The organism is Micrococcus sp. iso_26 (assembly GCF_056172975.1).
This window is the reverse complement of sequence record NZ_CM149652.1, coordinates 648,231-666,762: the sequence shown is the minus strand read 5'-3', so window position 1 is coordinate 666,762 and position 18,532 is coordinate 648,231. Positions and strand designations below refer to the sequence as shown.

The following is an 18,532-nucleotide window of genomic DNA, read 5'->3' as shown; positions in this document are numbered from 1 at the left end:
CGACGACGGCCCCGCCTCCCGGTGCCCGGGTGGCGGGGCCGCGGCGCGTCCGGGGCCGTCAGACCATGGTCAGGGTCAGACCCGGGCGGCGCAGGATCGCGCCGACGTCCGCGAGGAAGCGCGAGCCCTGCTCGCCGTCCACGAAGCGGTGGTCGAACGAGAGGGACAGCGTCATGACGTCCCGCAGGGCGATCTCGCCGCGGTGCTCCCACGGCATCCTCCGGACCTGGCCGATCGCGATGATCGCCCCCTCGCCCGGGTTGATGATCGGGGTGCCCGCGTCCACGCCGAACACCCCGACGTTCGTGAGCGTGAAGGTGCCGCCGGCCAGGTCCGCCGGGGACAGCCGCCCCTCGCGGGCGAGGCCCGTGAGATCGCGGATGGCGTCGGCCAGCTCCCTCAGGCTCATCGCCTGGGCGTCCTTGACGTTCGGCACCATCAGCCCGCGGGGGGTGGCGGCGGCGAAGCCGAGGTTCACGAAGTTCTGCTGGACGATCGTCCCGGCGGCCTCGTCCCACCGGGCGTTGACGTCCGGGGTGCGCTCCATCGCCACGAGGCACGCCTTGGCGGCGAGCGTCATGGGCGTGAGCTTGACGTCCCGGAACTCGCGGGAGGCCTTGAGCTCGGCGAGCAGCTCCATGGTCTCGGTGACGTCCACCTGCAGGAACTCGGTCACGTGCGGGGCGGTGAACGCGGACTGCACCATGGCCGCCGCGGTCGCCTTGCGCACGCCCTTGACCGGCACGGCCTCGGTGCGCGGGCGGCCACCCAGGGTGCGGACGCCCCCGGTCGAGCCCGACTCGGCGCCGGACTGCGGCGGCGCCGCCGCGGCCGCGGGCTGCCCGCCCCCGGCCAGGAACGCCTCGACGTCCGCGCGGGTGATGACCCCGCCCACACCCGTGCCGGTGACCTGCTCCAGATCCACGCCCGCGCGGCGCGCGTACAGGCGCACGGGCGGAGTGCACCGGGGTCGCTCGCCCGGGGCCGGCTCGTGGGCCGCGTCCGCGCGGTCCGGCTCGGCGGCCTCGGGCTGCGGGCGCCCGGCGCCGGCGGGGGCCGCCTCCGACGTGGACGGCGCCTGTCCGCGGGCGGGCTCACCCACCGGGGCGGCCGACGTCGCCGGTGCCGCTGAGCCGCGCCGCGCACGGCGGCCGGGCTTGCCGGTGTCCGGCGCGGCGCCGTAGCCGACGAGGGTGGGCACGCGGCCGTCACCCTCGGCGGGCCCGCCGACGTCGGGCTCGGCGCCCTCGAGGGTGAAGGTCACCAGGGGCGCACCGACCTCGAGGGTCTCACCCTCGGCGCCGTGCAGGGCCGCGACGACGCCCGCGAACGGGCTCGAGACCTCGACCACGGCCTTGGCCGTCTCGACGTCGGCGAGCACCTGGTTCACGCTCACCGCGTCGCCCTCGGCCACGCGCCACGTCACGATCTCGGACTCGGTCAGGCCCTCGCCGAGGTCGGGCAGGCGGAAGGTCTTCTGGCTCATCGGGTCTCCTCCCCGGCGTTCTGGGCCGCGAGGAACTGCTCGGCGGTCTCGGGGGCGGCGAACGCGTCCACGGAGTCCAGCGAATTCGGCCGGCCCAGAGCACGGTCCAGGCCGTCGAGGATGCGGTCGAGGTCCGGCAGGTGCAGGTGCTCGAGCTTGGACGGCGGGTAGGGCACGTCCATGCCGGTGACGCGCACCGGCGGGGCCTCGAGCCAGTGGAACGCTCGCTCGGCCACCGTGGCCACGAGCTCGGCGCCGAGGCCGCCGGTGCGGGAGGCCTCGTGCGCCACGACGAGCCGGCCGGTGCGCCGCACCGAGGACTCGACGAGGCCGGTGTCCAGCGGGGACAGGCTGCGCAGGTCGACCACCTCGACCTCGACGCCCTCCTCGGCCGCCACCTCGGCGGCCTGCAGGGCGGTCTTCACGAGCGGGCCGTAGGCCACGAGCGTGGCGTCACGGCCCTCGCGCAGGATGCGGGCCGGGCTCATCGGCGGGATCGCGACGTCCAGGTCCACGTCGCCCTTGTCGTGGTAGCGACGCTTGGGCTCGAGGTAGACCACCGGGTCCTCCGAGGCGATCGCGGCGCGGATGAGGTCGTACCCCTCCTGTGGGGAGGACGGGGAGACCACGCGCAGGCCCGCGGTGTGCAGGAAGTAGGCCTCGGGCGACTCGGAGTGGTGCTCCGGGGAGCCGATGCCGCCGCCGAAGGGGATGCGGATGGTGACCGGCATCGGCACGGCGCCGCGGGTGCGGGCACGCAGCTTGGCCAGGTTCGCCACGATCTGGTCGAACGCCGGGTACACGAAGCCGTCGAACTGGATCTCGACGACGGGCCGGTAGCCGCGCATCGCCAGGCCGATGGCCGTGCCCACGATGCCGGACTCGGCCAGCGGGGTGTCGAGCACCCGGTCCTCGCCGAACTCGGCCTGCAGGCCGTCGGTGATGCGGAACACGCCGCCGAGGGCGCCGATGTCCTCGCCCATGAGCAGGACCTTGGGGTCGTCGGCCAGGGCACGGTGCAGGCCGCGGTTGATCGCACGGCCGAAGGTCATGCGCTCGCTCACGCGCCCGCCTCCTCGTCGTCGAACTGCTGCAGGTAGAGGGCGTGCTCGCGGCGCTGCCGCTCGAGCTCCTGGTGGGGCTCAGCGTAGATCTCGTCGAAGAGCCTGTCCGCGCCGTCCTCCTCGAGCGCCTCGAGGGCGCGGCGGACCTCGGCCGCCAGCTCGTCGGCCTCGGCCTGGGCCTGTGCGAGCACGGCGTCCACGTCCACATCGAGGGTGCGCAGGTGCGCCTCCACGCGGGTCAACGGGTCACGGGCCTTCCAGGCCTCGAGCTCGGCGTCGTCCCGGTAGCGGGTGGGGTCGTCCGCGGTGGTGTGCGGGCCCATGCGGTAGGTGACGGCCTCGATGAAGGTGGGACCGCCCCCGTCGGCCGCGCGCTCGACGGCGGCGCGGGTCGCGGCGAGCACGGCCAGGACGTCGTTGCCGTCCACGCGCATCGACGGGATGCCGAAGCCCCACGGGCGGTCCGCGATGCTGCGGCGGGTCTGCAGGCGCACGGGCTCGGAGATGGCCCAGTGGTTGTTCTGGCAGAAGAACACCACGGGCGACTGGTACGAGGCGCTGAAGACCATGGCCTCGTTGACGTCTCCCTGGCTCGTGGCGCCGTCGCCGAAGTAGACGATCGTGGCGACGTCCGCCTGGTCCCGCTGGACGCCCATCGCATAGCCGACGGCGTGCAGGGCCTGCGCGCCGATGATGATCTGCTGGGTGGCCACCCGCGTCTCGTTCGGGTCCCAGCTCGAGAACGTGGAGCCGCGCCACACCCGCAGCAGGTCCAGCGCGGGGACGCCGCGCAGCAGGGCCACGCCGTTCTCGCGGTAGGACGGGAAGACGAAGTCGTCCGGGCGCAGCGCGACGGCGGAGCCCACCTGGGCGGCCTCCTGGCCCAGCAGCGGCGGCCACAGGGCCAGCTCGCCCTGACGCTGCAGGTGCGTGGCCTCGACGTCGAGGCGACGGACCACGGCCATCTGGCGGTACAGCGCGGCGAGGGCGTCGGCGTCGACGTCCTCGATCCACGGGTCGAGCTCCGGCTGCGGACGGCGGCGGCCCTCCGCGTCGAGCACCTGGAGCATCACGGCCTCGGCCGGGCCCGCCGGGGGCGGAGAGCCGGCGGACTGTCCGCCGGTGGGACGGGTGTGGTCCACGAGGGTCACTGCACTGCCTTCCGATCGACGCCCACGGTGCGGGGCGAGGGAGTTGTACGCATGCGCGAGCAGGGGTGGAGCGCGCGGCGTCTCGGTGGTGTGATTGTAATCACTCCAGTGTGATCTGCGCCACTCTCCCGGGCCGCCGCGCGAGGGCAGGGTGTCAGGCGCGGCGCAGCAGCACGTCGACGGCGGCGTCGAGGTAGGCGTCGACCTGGCCCTCCTCGTAGCCGGCGGCACCCTCCGCCTCGCCGAACGACGCGCGGCGCACGTCGTCCGCGGTCAGCCCGCCCTCGGCGTCGGGATCCGTCGAGCCCTCCGCGCCGGCCAGGGTGACGCGCAGGCGGTCCACGAGCGCGTCCACCTGGTCCACGTCGTAGCTCACAGCGTCCGCGCGGGAGGGGCGGCGGAAGCGCTCCGCCGGGGCCCGATCGGCGCGGGCCACGAGTTCGGCCACGCGCTCCTCGAGGTCCGCGGCCCAGTCCTCGTCCCCGCGCTCGGCGACGAAGGCCTGACGCTCGGCGGCGGCCAGCTCCTCCTCCAGACGGTCCAGCTCGTCGTCCACCTCGTCGGTGGCGTAGCCGCCGTTGACGGTCGCGAAGCGGGCCTGGCGCACCTCCTCCGCCGTCAGCGGGGCACCGCCGTCGCGCGCCTCACGGGCACGCGCCATGAAGGCGTCCACGTGGGTGGTCTCGTAGCCGATCTCGTCCTGCTCGACGAGCTCGAAGACCGGCTCGGTGTCCGGGGTGGTGCGGGGGGTCATGGGCGTCTCCTGCGGTGCGGGTCCCGGCCGTGCCGGGTCGAGGGGTGGATCAGGTCAGGGGCAGCGCCAGCACGGTGTAGGCCACCGGCGCGGCGAACACGAGGGAGTCCAGGCGGTCCATCACGCCGCCGTGGCCGGGCAGGGCGGAGGACATGTCCTTGATGCCGAGCTCACGCTTGACCATGGACTCAGAGAAGTCCCCCGAGGTGGCGGCGGCGACGGTGGTCACGCCGAGGACGGCGCCGACCCACCACGGCTGGCCGACCAGCAGGGGGACGGCGACGACGCCCACCAGCACCGAGCCCGCCAGGGAGCCGGCCAGGCCCTCCCAGGACTTCTTGGGGCTGATGCGCGGGGCGATCGGGGTGCGGCCGAAGCGGTAGCCCACGATGTAGCCGAACGTGTCGTTGGAGACCACCATCAGCAGCAGGACCGCCACCATGCGGTGCCCCAGCGGCTCGTCCAGGAGCGCCGCGGCGAAGGAGAGCAGGAACGGCGCCCACAGCACGATGAACACGCCCGCGAGCATGAACTGGCCCGCCGGACGCCGCCGCGTCAGCGCCGTCCACACGGCCACCAGCGCCAGGCATGCCACCAGGGCGATGAACAGCGCGGGCACCCCCCACCGCCACGCGGTGAGCGGCAGGACCGCCGCGGCCACCCAGAGCGGGGGCCGCGGCACGTCCAGGCCGATGCCGCGCACCACCGTCGCGATCTCGGACACCGCGCCGACCAGCAGGGCGACCACGAGGAGGACCAGCAGCCAGTCGAGCCAGAAGAGGCCGACCAGGGCCGTCGCCAGCAGCCCCACCCCCACGAGGACGGCGGACTTGAGGTCGCGGCCGCCGCGCGGAGGTGCGGGCGAGGTGGACACGGCGGAGGTCATGGGGAGGTCATGGGGCGAGCGCGGACGGCGGGAGGCTCAGACCTCCAGCAGCTCCTGCTCCTTGTTCTTGGCCATCTCGTCGATGAGCTCGACGTGGCGTTTGGTGAGCGCGTCCAGCTCCTTCTCGCCGCGGGCGCCCTCGTCCTCGCCGACCTCGCCGTCCTTGACGGCCTTGTCCATGGCCTCCTTGGCCTTGCGGCGGGCATTGCGCACGGAGATCTTGTGCTCCTCCGCCTTGGACTTGACCAGCTTCACGTACTCCTTGCGGCGCTCCTCGGTCAGCTCCGGCATCACGATGCGGATGACCTTGCCGTCGTTGGACGGGTTCGCGCCGACCTCGGACTCGGACAGCGCCTTCTCGATGTTGCGCAGGGCCGACTGGTCGAACGGGGTGATGAGCAGCGTGCGGGCGTCCGTGGTGGTGAAGGACGCCAGCTGCTGCAGCGGGGTGAACGAGCCGTAGTAGTCGACCATCACCTTGGAGTAGAGGCCCGGGTTGGCGCGGCCGGTGCGCACGGAGGCGAAGTCCTCACGCGTGGCCTCGATGGTGCGGTCCATCTGCTCTTCGGCGGACTGCAGGGTCTCCTGGATCACGGTGTCTCCTCGGTGTGGTGGAACAGGTCTGCCGCCATCCTACGCGGCGCGCCTCAGACGGTGACGGTGGTGCCGATCGGCTCGCCGAGCAGGGCGCGGGTCACGTTGCCCGGGCCCTCCATGCCGAACACGCGCATGTCCAGGTCGTTGTCCTTGCACATGGTCATGGCGGTCAGGTCCATCACGCGGATGTTCCGCAGCAGCGCCTCGTCGTAGGTCAGGTGCGTGAGACGCTCGGCGGTGGGGTCCTTCTTGGGGTCCGCGGTGTAGACGCCGTCCACGCCGGACTTGGCCATCAGGACCTCGTCCGCCCCGACCTCGAGGGCACGCTGGGCCGCCACGGTGTCCGTGGAGAAGTAGGGCAGGCCGGTGCCTGCGCCGAAGATCACGACGCGGCCCTTCTGCATGTGGCGGATGGCGCGCAGCGGGATGTAGGACTCCGCCACCTGCTCCATGTGGATGGCGGACTGCACGCGCGTGGTGACCCCGGCCTGGATGAGGAAGTCCTGCAGGGCCAGGCAGTTCATCACGGTGCCGAGCATGCCCATGTAGTCGGCCCGACGGCGGTCCATCCCGTTCTCGGACAGCTCGGCGCCACGGAAGAAGTTGCCGCCGCCGACGACGATCGCGATCTCCACCTGGTCCGCCGCGGCGGCGATCTGCTCGGCGATGCCGCGGACGGTCTCCGGGTCCACGCCGATCTTGCCGCCGCCGAACACCTCGCCCGAGAGCTTGAGGAGCACGCGACGGCGGCCGGTGTCGTCCGAGGTCTGCGGGGCGTGGGCGGTGGTCGGGTCCTCGGGGGCGCGGTTCGTCTCCATGGGAAGCATCTCCTGGTCGGTGGGGGGTCGGGCCGGGGACGGCCGTCCCGGGGGCGGACACGCGGACGGGGTGGCCGCCCGGTCGGGGCGGCCACCCCGTCATGCGATGGTCGTCGGCGCCATCCGGCGCCGGAGTGGACCTCGGGTCGCTCCCGATCCTACGCCCCCGCGGGGCGTGGACCGGGAGCGGCCGGTCCGGGTGCGGCGGTCAGTTGCCGACGCGGAAGCGGGCGAACCCGGTGACGTTGGTGCCGGCGTCGGAGGCGACCTTGCCGACGGTCTGCTTCGGGTCCTTCGCGAACGGCTGGTCCACGAGCACGATCTCCTTGAAGAAGCCGGTCAGGCGGCCCTCCACGATCTTCGGCAGGGCCTGCTCCGGCTTGCCCTCGGCACGGGCGGTCTCATCGGCGATGCGACGCTCGTTCTCGACGGTCTCGGCCGGCACGTCCTCACGGGTGAGGTACGTGGGCGAATAGGCCGCGGTGTGCACGGCGATGTCGTGCGCGGCGGTCTTGGCGTCGGCGGAGTCGGCGTCCACGGCGAGGAGCACGCCCACCTGGGCCGGCAGGTCCTTGGAGGTCTTGTGCAGGTAGGCGTCCACGAAGGCGCCCTCCACGCGGGCCAGGCGGCGCACGGCCACCTTCTCGCCCAGCAGGGCGCCCTCCTCGGTCACGTAGTCGCCCAGGGTGCGGCCCTCGTAGTCGGAGGCCAGCAGGCCGTCGACGTCGGTGGCGCCGGAGGCGACGGCGGCGCGCAGCACCACGTCGCCCAGGGCGATGAACTTGTCGGCCTTGGCCACGAAGTCGGTCTCGCAGTTGAGCTCGATCATGACGCCGACGCCGTTCTCGACGGTCGCGGCCACGAGGCCCTCGGCGGCGGAGCGGCCCTCGCGCTTGGTGGCGCCCTTGAGGCCCTTCACGCGGATGATCTCGATGGCCTTCTCGGCGTCGCCGTCGGCCTCGTCCAGAGCCTTCTTCACGTCCATCATGCCGGCGCCGGTGCGCTCGCGCAGGGCCTTGATGTCAGCAGCGGTGTAGTTCGCCATGCTCGTTCGGTCCTTCCCGTGGTGTGGGTTGTGCGGGATGTTCGGGGTCTGATCCGGTCCGTCGGCCCGGCCGGGTGGGGCCGGGCCGACGGGCCGGCCGGGATCACTCGCCCTGCGGGGCGGCCTCGGCGGCGGGGGCCTCGGCCTGCTCGGCCGGCGCCTCGGCGGCGGGGGCCTCGGCCTGCTCGGCCGGCGCCTCGGCGGCGGGGGCCTCGGCCTGCTCAGCCTGCTCGGCCTGCTGGGCGTTGTGCTGCTCGAGCAGCTCGCGCTCCCACTCGGCCATCGGCTCGGCGGCCGCCTGGCCGGACTTGCCGCCCTGACGGGCGATCAGGCCCTCGGCGACGGCGTCCGCGACCACGCGGGTCAGCAGGTTCACGGAGCGGATGGCGTCGTCGTTGCCCGGGATCGGGTAGGCGACCTCGTCCGGATCGCAGTTGGTGTCCAGGATGGCGACGACCGGGATGCCGAGCTTCTGGGCCTCGTCGACGGCCAGGTGCTCCTTCTTGGTGTCCACGACCCACACGGCGGAGGGGGTCTTGGCCATGTTGCGGATGCCGCCGAGGTTGGCCTGCAGCTTCTCGAGCTCACGGTTGAGCAGCAGCAGCTCCTTCTTGGTGAACTGCGAGCCGGCCACGTCCTCGAAGTCGATCTCCTCGAGCTCCTTCATGCGCTGCACGCGCTTGGAGACGGTGGAGAAGTTGGTCAGCATGCCGCCGAGCCAGCGGTGGTTCACGTAGGGCATGCCCACGCGACCGGCCTGCTCCGCGATGGCCTCCTGGGCCTGCTTCTTGGTGCCGACGAACAGGATGGTGCCGCCGTGGGCGACGGTCTCCTTGACGAACTCGTAGGCGCGGTCGATGTAGGACAGCGACTGCTGGAGGTCGATGATGTAGATGCCGTTGCGCTCGGTGAAGATGAAGCGCTTCATCTTGGGGTTCCAGCGGCGGGTCTGGTGGCCGAAGTGGACACCGGAGTCGAGGAGCTGGCGCATGGTCACGACGGGCATGACGTTCCCTTCTGTGGCAGCCGTGGCACCCCGCGCTTCACGCGCGGGCGGTCTGCCGGTCGATTTCTTGACGGTTGGCGGCCGGCCCGGTCGGGCGGCCCCTGGCACCACGACGGCGGGCTGCCGGGCCCCACGAGCACCCGCGCCGACGTCCTCTCCAGGAGGACGGCGGGGACGGGACCGAGCGTGGGGGCTGGGCCGCTGAAGCGACCCACCGCGATGCGCGGAGTCGGCGTCCGGGGCACAGCACAGGGCCGGCCACAGGACACCGCTGAGGTGAATCCTACCCCAGGTGGGCGCCCGCTCCCATCGCCGACTCCTGCACAGGGGCCGGTGCGGCGGGCGCTCTCCACGATGGGACTGCGGGCCTGCCACGCGGCCGCCCGGAACGCCAGGCTGACGCCATGACCCCTCGCACGCTCCTCCCCCGTCCGCTCCCGCGTCCGCGCATCGCGGGGTGCGTCGCGGCAGCCCTGCTCGCCTGGCTCGTCCTCGCCCTGGGGATGGGCGACCTCGGCCCCGTGTCCCGGGCCACGCCCGCACCGTCCACGCGTGACGCGCTGCTCCTCGTCGCGGCGTCCCCGGCAGGTCCGGGCGCGACGGCCGCGCCGGTCGCGTGGCACCCGCCCGTCGCCGGCGCCGCCCCGGATGACGTGCTCCGCGCGTTCGTCGCACCCGAGCGACCGTGGAGTCGGGGGCACCGGGGCGTGGACCTCGCCGTGCAGACCGGGGCTCCGATCCAGGCGCCGGCGGCGGGCCGGGTCGTGTTCGCCGGGGTCGTGGTCGACCGCCCCGTGCTGACCCTGGAGCACGAGGACGGGACCCGCAGCTCGCTCGAGCCGGTGGAGGCGGATGTCGCCGTGGGGGCCGTCGTCGCCGCGGGCGACCCGGTGGGGCGACTGGCCGGGGCGCCACCGCACTGCACGCGCGCGTGCGTGCACTGGGGCGTGCGGGAGCCCGACGGCTGGCGTGTGGGGGAGGCGGCCTTCGACCGCTACCTCGACCCGCTGGTGCTCATCGGGTGGAGCGGCCCGTCCGTGCTCTGGCCGCACGCCGCGCCACACCCAGCGCGGCCGTGAGGTCCAGGAGCCGGCGGGCGGACTCGTCCCAGCTGAACCGGGCCGCCTGGGCGACGCTCGCCCGGGAGGCCACGGCGAACTCGGCGGGATCCTCGAGCTCCCGCACGCGGGCGGCGAGCGCGGCCGCCCGGTCCCCCTCGAGCGGGACACCCCGGAAGGACGGGGTGCCCGCGCCGGCGATCTCGCGGAAGATCGGCAGGTCCGAGCACACCACCGGCGTGCCATGGGCCATCGCCTCGGCCACGGGCAGGCCGAAGCCCTCGGCGCGGGAGAGGGTGACGGCCGCGGTGGCCCGGCGGAGCAGGCGCACGTACTCGGCCTCGTCGGTGCCGTCGTGGAAGACCACGTCCGCGCCGGCGGCCCCCGCGGCGGCGCGGCGCGCGGCCAGCCGGGCCTCGAGCTGCCCGCGGCGCTCCGGGCTGATGCGGGAGAGCAGGTGCAGCGCGTAGCCCGGCAGCAGGGGCGCGGCCGCCACGAGGGACTCGACGTCCTTGTAGTCCATGAACGAGCCCATGTAGAGCAGCGTGCGGTCCGGGGTCTCGTCCGGGTCACGCGGCTCCGGTACCGTCTGCGCCGCATTGGCGATGACGTGGACCGGACGCCGGGTGAGGCGGTGCCGGTCGATGAGCTCCGCCGTCGTCCGGGAGACCGTGGCGACCGCGTCCGCGCGGTCGAGCAGGAGCCGCTGCGGGGTCTTGGTCAGGTGGTAGGCCCGCCACAGCCAGCGGATCGGCTCGGGCAGGTTCCGCGGCGGGGTGCGGTGCTCGTAGTAGATGAGGTCGTGGAGCGTGAGGATCAGCGCGTAGTCCCGCCCCCACGACCCCATGGTCTGCATGGGCGAGAAGACGACGTCCGGTCGCAGGCGCGCGACCTGACGGGCCACGAACGGCTCGCGTGGGGAGGTGGGGCCGGAGACGAGGTGCCACGGCACGCCGTCCGGGAGCAGGGCCAGCTGTCGTTCGTCCGAGATCAGCATCGCGACTTCGACCTCGACGTCGGCCCCCTCCGGGCCCGGCGCGTCGGTCCGGCGGGCGACCGCCTCGATGAGGCTCGCGCCGTAGCGGGAGATGCCGTCGTGGAAGTCGGTGCGGGTGTAGCGGGCGTCCATCAGCAGGCGCAGGGGGCGGGAGGGGCTCACCCGCACCACGCTAGCGCCGCGCCGGAGAGGGGCGGGGACAGCCGCGCACGGTAGGTGCCGACCGGGGCGCGTCGAGCGCCGATCGGCCACCTGGACGTCATCCGGATTTCTGATTGCGTTTCGATAACGATCGTGTATCTTGATCACGGATCGGTTACAGCCGATCCGCCACACCGGGGCTTCCTCCGCGTCCTCGCGTACCCGGTCATCCGCACTGCTCGTCAACTCGCACCCGCGGTCCGGCCTCGTTCCGGGCATCGCCCGGAGGCACCGCCCTCATGGGCCGCAGGTCCTGTCCGGGAAGAAGATCCGATGTCCGTGACCTCCTCGCACGCCGCTGTGCGTCGCGCCCCCCGCACCGCCGCCGCCTCCGTGGCCCTCGCCCTGGGCGCCGCCGCCCTGACCGGCGTCGGCACCGTGTCCGTCGCCGAGACCGCCCAGGCCGCCGAGACCGCCTACACCGTCCGCTCCGGCGACGGCTGGTGGATCATCGCCCAGCGCACCGGCGTCTCCATGTCCAGGTTGCAGTCGCTCAACGGCATGACCGCCGCGACCGTGCTGCATCCCGGCATGGTCCTCAAGACCTCCGGCACTGCCACCCCGACCCCGGCCCCGGCGCCGTCCACCTCGGGCTCGACCTACACCGTGCTGGCCGGCGACGGCTGGTGGATCATCTCCTACCGCACGGGGGTGTCCGCCTCGATCCTGCAGTCCATCAACGGCATGAGCTCCTCGACCATGCTCCACCCGGGGATGGTCCTGAAGACCACCTCGGTCTCCACCTCCAGCGCCCCCGCCGTCGCCCCTGCGCCGGCGCCCGCGTCCAAGCAGGCTGCCGTCGACTACGTGCGCTCCGCCGTCCGGAACCCGTCCTCCTATTACGTGTGGGGCGGCAACGGCCCCTCCGGCTTCGACTGCTCCGGCCTCACCCAGCAGGCCATGGCCCGGGCCGGCATCTCCATCCCGCGCCGCGCCGGCGACCAGTACCTCGCCGCGAAGTCCTACGTGCCGATCTCCCAGGCCCAGCCCGGCGACCTCGTGTTCTATGCGAACCAGTCCACCGGCCGCATCTACCACACGGCCATGTACATGGGCGGCGGCCAGCTCGCCCACGCCCTCAACGAGGACGCGGGCCTAGTGTTCACCTCCACGACGATCATGAAGTCCGACATGCTCGCGGTGGCCGCCCGCTACTGAGCACCGGCACGACGACGGCCCCCGGCCCGCGCCATACCGCGCGGCCGGGGGCCGTTTTCTGTAGGGCGTGCGGGACTTGAACCCGCGACCCAGGGATTATGAGTCCCCTGCTCTGACCGACTGAGCTAACGCCCCTCCCCCGCGGCATCGCGCGGGACCCGCCCATCCTACCGACGGGTCTCAGAGCAGCGCGCGGACCTCGGCGGCCGTCGCGCCGCGGTAGAGGCGCTCGAAGATGTCCACCGTCTTCTGGGCGGAATGGTGCAGGGCCTTCGCGTGGGACGCCTCACCCATGGCGGCGCGCTCCGCGTCCGAGAGGTCGAGGATCCGGGCGATCCGCTCGGCCAGGGCCACGTGGTCCCCGGGCGGGAAGAGGTGGCCGTTGACGCCCTCGTCCACGAGGTGGGGCAACGCGAGGGCGTCCGCGAGGACCACCGGGGTGGACGCGCTGAGCGCCTCGAGGGTCACGAGGGACTGCAGCTCCGCCGTGCCCGGCTGGCAGAACACGTCGGCGCGCAGGTAGGCCGCCCGCAGCTCCTCCTCGGAGACGTGGCCGCGCAGCAGGACGCGGTCGGCCGCCCCCTCCTCGTCCACCGTGGCACGGATGCGGTCGCGCTGCTCGCCGTCGCCGACGATCTCGGCGTGCACGTCCAGGTCGGGACGGGTGCGGGCCAGGTGCGCGATCGCACGGATCAGCACCTCCACGTTCTTCTCCACGGCCAGCCGCCCCACGAAGAGCACGACCGGATGGCCGGGATGGTCCACCCTCTCCCCCGGCTGCAGCTCGTAGGCGCTCGCATCGATGCCGTTGGAGACCGGGAGGACGTTGTCCAGGCCGGCGTGCTCGGCCATGGCCTGCGCGGCGAGGGCCGTGGGGGTGGTGACCACCGCGCCCTTGCCCATGAGCCGACCCATGTCCTTCCACGACACCCGGGAGACGATGTCCAGGAACCACTGCGGGAACGGCAGGAACGGCTCGAGGTTCTCCGGCATGAAGTGGTTCGTGGAGACGATCCGGATGCGGCGCCGCTCGGCCTCGTTGATGGCGGCCTCGCCGATCATGTAGTGGCACTGGGCGTGCACGACGTCCGGCTGGACCTCGCGGTAGATGCGGCGGAAGGAGGTCTTGGCGTGCCGCGGGAGCACCACACGGTAGTACTCGTGCGTCGGCGCCGGCAGGGAGCGCAGCAGGTGCACGGTGGCCTCCGGCCGGTGCTCCACGGTGTCCGGGCCGGCGTCACTGCGCGGCATCACGACGTGGACCTCGTGGCCGCGCGCGTGCAGCGCCGTGGCGAGGCGGTGGCCGAAGGTGGCGGCCCCGTTGACGTGCGGCGGATAGGTGTCTGCGGCGATCAGCACCTTCAGGGGGCGGTCGGCGGCGATCCCGGGACGGTCGGACACGGCGGTCCCTCTCTGTGGTGGCGATGGCACGACGGCGCCCGGCCCGTGCCGTGAGGATCGGCCGCGGGCACGGCGCGCGTCCCACGGTAGCAACCGTCGGCGCCGGCACGAGGATGCGCGAGGGGGTCAGCCCCGGCGGGACGGGTCCTCACGCGGGTCCTGACCGTCCGCCCGCAGGCCGCGGGCCTTGCCCACCGCGCGCATGAGGTAGTCCCCTGCGGCGAGGATGTGCAGCAGGCAGCCGGCGCCGACCAGAGCCAGGGCCACGCCGCTCCACGGGCCGCCGTCGACCCCCGGCACACGGGCGAGCAGCAGCAGGGGCGTGCCCACCAGCAGCAGCGCGGTGCGCACCTTGCCCAGGACCGTGACCGGCAGATCCGGGCTGCCGCCGAACAGCCACAGGCACACGGCGGCGAGCACGAGGTCCGGGATCGCGATGGCCAGGGCGAGCCAGAGCGGGGCGATGCCGGTGGCCACGAACGTCACGGCCACCACCAGCAGGGAGAGGCGGTCCGCCACCGGGTCGAGCCACCGCCCGACCGTGGAGATCATGTCGAACCGGCGCGCCACGTAGCCGTCCACCCAGTCCGTGCCGGAGAGCACCGCCAGGATCACGAACGCGTCCAGGTGCCGGCCGTCGACGGTGAGCCACACGAACACCGGGACCAGGGCGAAGCGGGCCAGGGTGATGAGGTTCGGCACGGTCAGCCAGGTGTCGCGGACGCGGTACTCGTGGCCCTCGCGCAGGCCGACGTCGATCACACGCATGGGTCGCTCCTCCAGGGTCCGCGGGCGGACGCCCCCGCCGGGCGCCCCACACGCCCAGCCTACCGACGCCGTCGCCCCTCCCCGCAGACGACGAGGCCCCGATCCGTGGGGATCGGGGCCTCAGGGGCCGGGGAGGGCGGGCACCCCCCCGGGTCAGCGGCGGCGCAGGCGGCCGGCGAGCGCCACGAACGCGGCGGAGGAGGCGCCGAGCAGCGCGAGCGGCTGCCAGTTGTCCTTCACGTAGTCCTCGGCCTCGGCGGTCCGCTCCCCCGCGCGGGCGGCACCGGTGAACGGCGCGGTCTGCTCGGTGGCGTGTGCGGTCTCGGGGGTGACGCCGCGACCCTTGCGCTGCGCGGCGAAGGCCGCGAGCTGGCCCTTCACGCTGGTCTTCTCGTCCAGGCCGGAGCGGATGTCGCCCAGGTGGCGGCGGCGCAGGTCGGCACGGCGACGGATCTCCGCCTCGCTGGCGTCGGCGCGGTCCGGATGGGGAGCGGCCTCGCCGTTCTTGCGGGCCTTCTTGTTCTCCTTCTTCTCCACCTTCTTCCGCTCGGCCTCGCGGGCGGCCTCGACACGCTTGGCCTCGGCGCGCTCCGCCTTGAGGCGGTCGTACTCGGCCGGATCGAAGGCGTTGCCCTCCTTGAGGTAGCCGAGGTCGTACTCGAGGTTGCGCACGATCTCCTGCGGCACGAGCGGCATGGCGCCCTTGACCATCATGAGGCCGACGCCGGCGAAGATCAGGCCGAGCACGAGGAACGCCAGCGCCACCATCAGCGCCGGGAACCAGAAGGTCGGGTCGGCGAAGGCGCCGATCAGGGTCACCACGAGGGCGACCACCATGAGTGCGAGGAAGAACAGGCCCACCACCGCGATGCCGGCGCCGATGCCGGCCTTCTTGCCCTTCGCGGCCACGTGCCTCTTGGCGAGCTCGAGCTCGTCCTTCATCTGCAGGGGCAACAGGCGCACGACGGCGCCGAGCAGGTCGGTCAGCGAGCTCGCGCGGGTCTGCGGGGTCACCGGGACGGCGGTCCGCGGCGCGCGGACCTTCGACGCATCGGCGGGGGGAGCCTGGTGGGACATGGTGCATGCCTTCCGTGGAGTGCCTGGACAGATGCGCCCGGGCGGCGCGGCGGTCGCCGGGCATTCTCGAGCAAAGCTATCACCGGCCCGCCCCCAGGGGGACGGGCCGGGTGCGCGCGATGGCGGCTGGATCAGAAGTCGATGACCGCCGGGTCGGGGCCGAGACGGCCGTCCTCGCGGTCCAGCGCGTCGATCCGGGCGACGTCGTCGTCGGTCAGCTCCACCCCCGCGGCCTCGAGGTTCGAGACGATGCGCTCGGGCGTCACGGACTTGGGGATGACCACGAAGCCCTGGGCGAGGTGCCACGCGATGACCACCTGGGCCGGCGTCGCGCCGCGGACCTCGGCGATCTCCGTGACCACGGGGTCGGCGAGGAGGTCGCCGCCCTGACCGAGCGGGGACCAGGACTCGTGGACGATGCCGTGGCGGCCCTCGACCTCGCGTAGCTCGCGCTGCTGCCAGTACGGGTGGGTCTCGACCTGGTGGATCACGGGCACCACGCCGGTGGCCTCGATGATCTCCTCGAGCTGGGCGGCCGGGAAGTTGGAGACGCCGATCGAGCGCACCTTGCCCCGCTTCTGCGCCTCGATCAGGGCCTTCCAGGTGTCCAGGTACTTCCCCTGCGCCGGCTTGGCCCAGTGGATGAGGTAGAGGTCGACGTAGTCGGTGCCGAGCTTGTCGAGCGAGACGTCGAGGGCGGCGAGCGCCTCCTCGTAGCCCTGGTCCGAGTTCCACACCTTGGTGGTGAGGAACAGCTCCTCGCGGGCGACGCCGGACGCGGCGATGCCGCGGCCCACGCCCTCCTCGTTCCCGTAGATCGCGGCGGTGTCGATGTGGCGGTAGCCGGCGCGGATCGCCTGCTCGACGACGTCGGCCGCGACGTCGTCCTCGACCTGCCACACGCCGAGCCCGAGCTGCGGGATCTGCTGGCCGTCGTGGAAGGGGACGGTGGGAACGTCGGTCATGAGGGAGCTCCTGGAGGGTCGGGGTCTGGCGGATGCCTCGGGTGCAACCGCACGCGGACGGGGGGCATTCCCGACGGCGGTCACCGGGCCGGGGAACCGCCGTCGAGCGTGCGCTCCCCCGCGACGACGGCGCCCACCGCGCGGGCGAAGGCCGCGAACACCTCCGCGGGGTCGTTGGCCGTGACGAGCTGGGCGTTGGGGCGCATGCCCCAGATGTCCCGCGTGTCGTGGACGGTGGTGCCGCGCAGCAGCTCCGAGTCCGCCTCGACATCGACGACGGTGGCCCGCGTGGCGATGCGGGCCTGGCCCGCGGCCACCTGGGCGGCGAAGAGGTCGTGCAGGTGGGCGATGTAGCCCTGGTCGTAGTCGTGGTGGAACTCGAAGTAGAAGCGCAGTGCGTCGGCGAGCACGTCCAGGACGGGGCTGCCGGTGGCGGCGTCCGGCCCGGCGACCCGCGGCCGGTCCGCGGACCAGCCGACGGGGCGGGCCCCGGCGTCGGCCAAGAGGCCGTCCAGCAGGGCCGGCGTGTACTCGATCCGCTCCGTGGTCTCGAGCGCGCAGACGATCGGCAGGCGGTCCTCGGGCAGGCCCTCGACGGCCGCGAACACCTCCTTCGCGGCGTCCGGGTCCACCCAGGTGTTCCACTCGGCGGTGGGCGTGGTGTTGCCCGGATGATAGAAGGAGCCGCCCATGATCACGATGCCGCGGGCGAGGAACGGCAGGCGCGGCTCGGTGCGCAGGGCGAGGGCCAGGTTCGTCAGCGGCGCGGTGCAGAGGATCGTCGTCTCCCCGGGGTGGGCCCGCAGCTCGTCCAGCCACACGTCCACGGCGGGCCGGGACGAGAGCCGCTCGGGGCGCCGAACGATCCGGGCATGGCCGAGACCGCCGTCGCCGTGGGTCTCCGGGGTGGTGACCGCAGGGCGGCGCAGCGGGGTCTCGGCACCGACGGCCACCTCGACGTCGGCCCGACCGGCCAGGTCCAGCACCGCGGCGGTGTTGAGGGCGCAGTCCCGGGCGGTCGCGTTGCCGCCCGTAGTGGTGACGGCCGCGAGCTCGGGGCCGACACCGAGGCGGTGGGCGCCCACGAGGTGGAGCAGGGCGCAGGCATCGTCGATGCCGGTGTCGACGTCGGCGAGGAGGCGGGCGGTCACGGGGTGGGCGTGCCGCCGTTGGCGTTGAGGGTCTCGCCGTTGACGTAGCTGGACTCGCCCGAGGCAAGGAACACGTAGGCGGGCGCCATCTCCACGGGCTGGCCGGCGCGGCCGATGGGGGTGCTGTGGCCGAACTCGGGCAGCTTCTCCTCGGGCTCACCGTAGGACACGTGCTGCACCGTCCAGATGGGCCCGGGCGCCACCGCGTTGACACGGATGCCCTTCGGGCCGAGCTGCTCGGCCAGGCCCTTGGTGAAGTTGTTGATGGCGCCCTTGGTGGCCGCGTAGTCGAGGAGCCTCGGGTTGGGGTTGTAGGCCTGCACCGAGGTGGTGTTCACGATCGTGCTGCCCGGGCCCATGTGCTTCAGCGCGGCGCGGCTGAGCGTGAACATGGACATGATGTTGATCTGGAACGTCTCGTGGACCTGCTCGTCGGTGAGATCGGTCAGGTCATCGGAGATGAACTGCTTGCCCGCGTTGTTCACGAGGATGTCCAGGCCGCCGAGGCGCTGCGCGGCCTCGTCCACGAGGGAGGCACGGTAGTCGGCGTCCATCAGGTCGCCCGGCAACGCGACGGCGGTGCGCCCGGCCGCCTCGATCGCCGCCAGGACGCGGTCGGCGTCGGGCTGCTCCTGAGGCAGGTAGGCGATGGCGACGTCCGCGCCCTCACGGGCGTAGGCGATGGCGACCGCGGCACCGATGCCGGAGTCGCCGCCGGTGATCAGGGCCTTGCGGCCGGTCAGCCGACCCATCCCCCGGTACGAGTCCAGACCGATGTCCGGGACGGGATCCGTCTTCACGTCCAGGCCCGGCTCGGGCTGGCGCTGCTTGTCGACGCGGAGCTTCGGGTGGCGGGTGCGCGGGTCGTCGTGGGCCAGTTGGGAGTCCTGCACGGGGATCGCGGGGGCGTCGTCCTTCTTCTCTGGAGTGGTCATGGGCCCGATGCTAC

General features: G+C 73.1%; 18 protein-coding genes and 1 tRNA gene. 2 read left to right on the top strand and 17 right to left on the bottom strand.

The window, feature by feature from the left end; all coding sequences use genetic code 11:
- Positions 1-58 precede the first annotated feature (58 nt).
- The 9 genes from AC0VX0_RS03085 to rpsB form a co-directional block, all read right to left on the bottom strand.
- Positions 59-1,486 carry a dihydrolipoamide acetyltransferase family protein gene (locus AC0VX0_RS03085; protein ID WP_101965597.1) on the bottom strand — a complete coding sequence of 476 codons (1,428 nt, stop codon included), beginning with the start codon at positions 1,484-1,486 and terminating at the stop codon, positions 59-61.
- Positions 1,483-2,538 (bottom strand): alpha-ketoacid dehydrogenase subunit beta, encoded by a 1,056-nt coding sequence (locus tag AC0VX0_RS03080; RefSeq protein WP_044659478.1) that lies wholly within the window; start codon positions 2,536-2,538, stop codon positions 1,483-1,485. The genes AC0VX0_RS03085 and AC0VX0_RS03080 overlap by 4 nt, the downstream gene beginning before the upstream one ends.
- 8 nt (positions 2,539-2,546) lie before the next feature.
- A complete protein-coding gene (gene pdhA / locus AC0VX0_RS03075; protein ID WP_041105099.1) occupies positions 2,547-3,701 on the bottom strand; it encodes a pyruvate dehydrogenase (acetyl-transferring) E1 component subunit alpha in 1,155 nt (384 codons plus the stop codon).
- 154 nt (positions 3,702-3,855) lie between these two features.
- Positions 3,856-4,455, bottom strand: a complete 600-nt coding sequence (locus AC0VX0_RS03070; RefSeq protein ID WP_041105097.1) for a DivIVA domain-containing protein — start codon at positions 4,453-4,455, stop codon at positions 3,856-3,858.
- Between the two features lie 49 nt (positions 4,456-4,504).
- Entirely contained in the window at positions 4,505-5,341 is an 837-nt protein-coding gene (locus AC0VX0_RS03065) for a phosphatidate cytidylyltransferase (RefSeq protein ID WP_100058556.1), read from the bottom strand.
- Positions 5,342-5,377: 36 nt separating this feature from the next.
- The gene (gene frr / locus AC0VX0_RS03060; protein ID WP_036314042.1) at positions 5,378-5,935 is read right to left on the bottom strand and encodes a ribosome recycling factor; all 558 of its coding nucleotides are present in this window, start codon (positions 5,933-5,935) and stop codon (positions 5,378-5,380) included.
- Between the two features lie 53 nt (positions 5,936-5,988).
- Positions 5,989-6,756 carry a UMP kinase gene (gene pyrH / locus AC0VX0_RS03055; protein ID WP_002857706.1) on the bottom strand — a complete coding sequence of 256 codons (768 nt, stop codon included), beginning with the start codon at positions 6,754-6,756 and terminating at the stop codon, positions 5,989-5,991.
- A 208-nt stretch (positions 6,757-6,964) separates the two neighbouring features.
- Entirely contained in the window at positions 6,965-7,801 is an 837-nt protein-coding gene (gene tsf / locus AC0VX0_RS03050; RefSeq protein WP_010079157.1) for a translation elongation factor Ts, read from the bottom strand.
- Positions 7,802-7,904: 103 nt separating this feature from the next.
- Positions 7,905-8,807, bottom strand: a complete 903-nt coding sequence (rpsB, locus tag AC0VX0_RS03045) for a 30S ribosomal protein S2 (protein ID WP_036382563.1) — start codon at positions 8,805-8,807, stop codon at positions 7,905-7,907.
- 404 nt (positions 8,808-9,211) lie between these two features.
- On the opposite strand from rpsB, the gene AC0VX0_RS03040 reads away from it, so the two are divergent.
- On the top strand, positions 9,212-9,886 hold the full coding sequence (locus tag AC0VX0_RS03040) for a M23 family metallopeptidase (RefSeq protein WP_041105090.1): 675 nt from the start codon (positions 9,212-9,214) through the stop codon (positions 9,884-9,886).
- On the opposite strand, the gene AC0VX0_RS03035 is transcribed toward AC0VX0_RS03040, so the two are convergent.
- Positions 9,822-11,024, bottom strand: coding sequence for a glycosyltransferase (locus AC0VX0_RS03035; RefSeq protein WP_144861740.1), 1,203 nt, complete (start codon positions 11,022-11,024; stop codon positions 9,822-9,824). The genes AC0VX0_RS03040 and AC0VX0_RS03035 overlap by 65 nt on opposite strands.
- A gap of 312 nt (positions 11,025-11,336) precedes the next feature.
- Here AC0VX0_RS03035 and AC0VX0_RS03030 point away from each other — a divergent pair, with 312 nt between their 5' ends.
- Positions 11,337-12,221, top strand: coding sequence for a LysM peptidoglycan-binding domain-containing C40 family peptidase (locus tag AC0VX0_RS03030; protein WP_036339471.1), 885 nt, complete (start codon positions 11,337-11,339; stop codon positions 12,219-12,221).
- A gap of 61 nt (positions 12,222-12,282) precedes the next feature.
- Here AC0VX0_RS03030 and AC0VX0_RS03025 read toward each other — a convergent pair.
- The 7 genes from AC0VX0_RS03025 to AC0VX0_RS02995 form a co-directional block, all read right to left on the bottom strand.
- A tRNA-Ile gene (locus AC0VX0_RS03025) sits at positions 12,283-12,356 on the bottom strand.
- Between the two features lie 45 nt (positions 12,357-12,401).
- Positions 12,402-13,622, bottom strand: a complete 1,221-nt coding sequence (locus tag AC0VX0_RS03020; protein WP_078026175.1) for a glycosyltransferase — start codon at positions 13,620-13,622, stop codon at positions 12,402-12,404.
- Positions 13,623-13,748: 126 nt separating this feature from the next.
- Positions 13,749-14,390 carry a CDP-alcohol phosphatidyltransferase family protein gene (locus AC0VX0_RS03015; RefSeq protein ID WP_221845010.1) on the bottom strand — a complete coding sequence of 214 codons (642 nt, stop codon included), beginning with the start codon at positions 14,388-14,390 and terminating at the stop codon, positions 13,749-13,751.
- A 153-nt stretch (positions 14,391-14,543) separates the two neighbouring features.
- The gene (locus tag AC0VX0_RS03010; protein ID WP_020624487.1) at positions 14,544-15,467 is read right to left on the bottom strand and encodes a phage holin family protein; all 924 of its coding nucleotides are present in this window, start codon (positions 15,465-15,467) and stop codon (positions 14,544-14,546) included.
- Positions 15,468-15,598: 131 nt separating this feature from the next.
- Positions 15,599-16,432, bottom strand: a complete 834-nt coding sequence (locus AC0VX0_RS03005; RefSeq protein ID WP_020624486.1) for an aldo/keto reductase — start codon at positions 16,430-16,432, stop codon at positions 15,599-15,601.
- Positions 16,433-16,512: 80 nt separating this feature from the next.
- Positions 16,513-17,583, bottom strand: coding sequence for a nucleoside hydrolase (locus AC0VX0_RS03000; RefSeq protein ID WP_020624485.1), 1,071 nt, complete (start codon positions 17,581-17,583; stop codon positions 16,513-16,515).
- Complete coding sequence (locus AC0VX0_RS02995; RefSeq protein ID WP_044659467.1) at positions 17,580-18,518, bottom strand: SDR family oxidoreductase; 939 nt, start codon at positions 18,516-18,518, stop codon at positions 17,580-17,582. The genes AC0VX0_RS03000 and AC0VX0_RS02995 overlap by 4 nt, the downstream gene beginning before the upstream one ends.
- Positions 18,519-18,532: the final 14 nt, after the last annotated feature.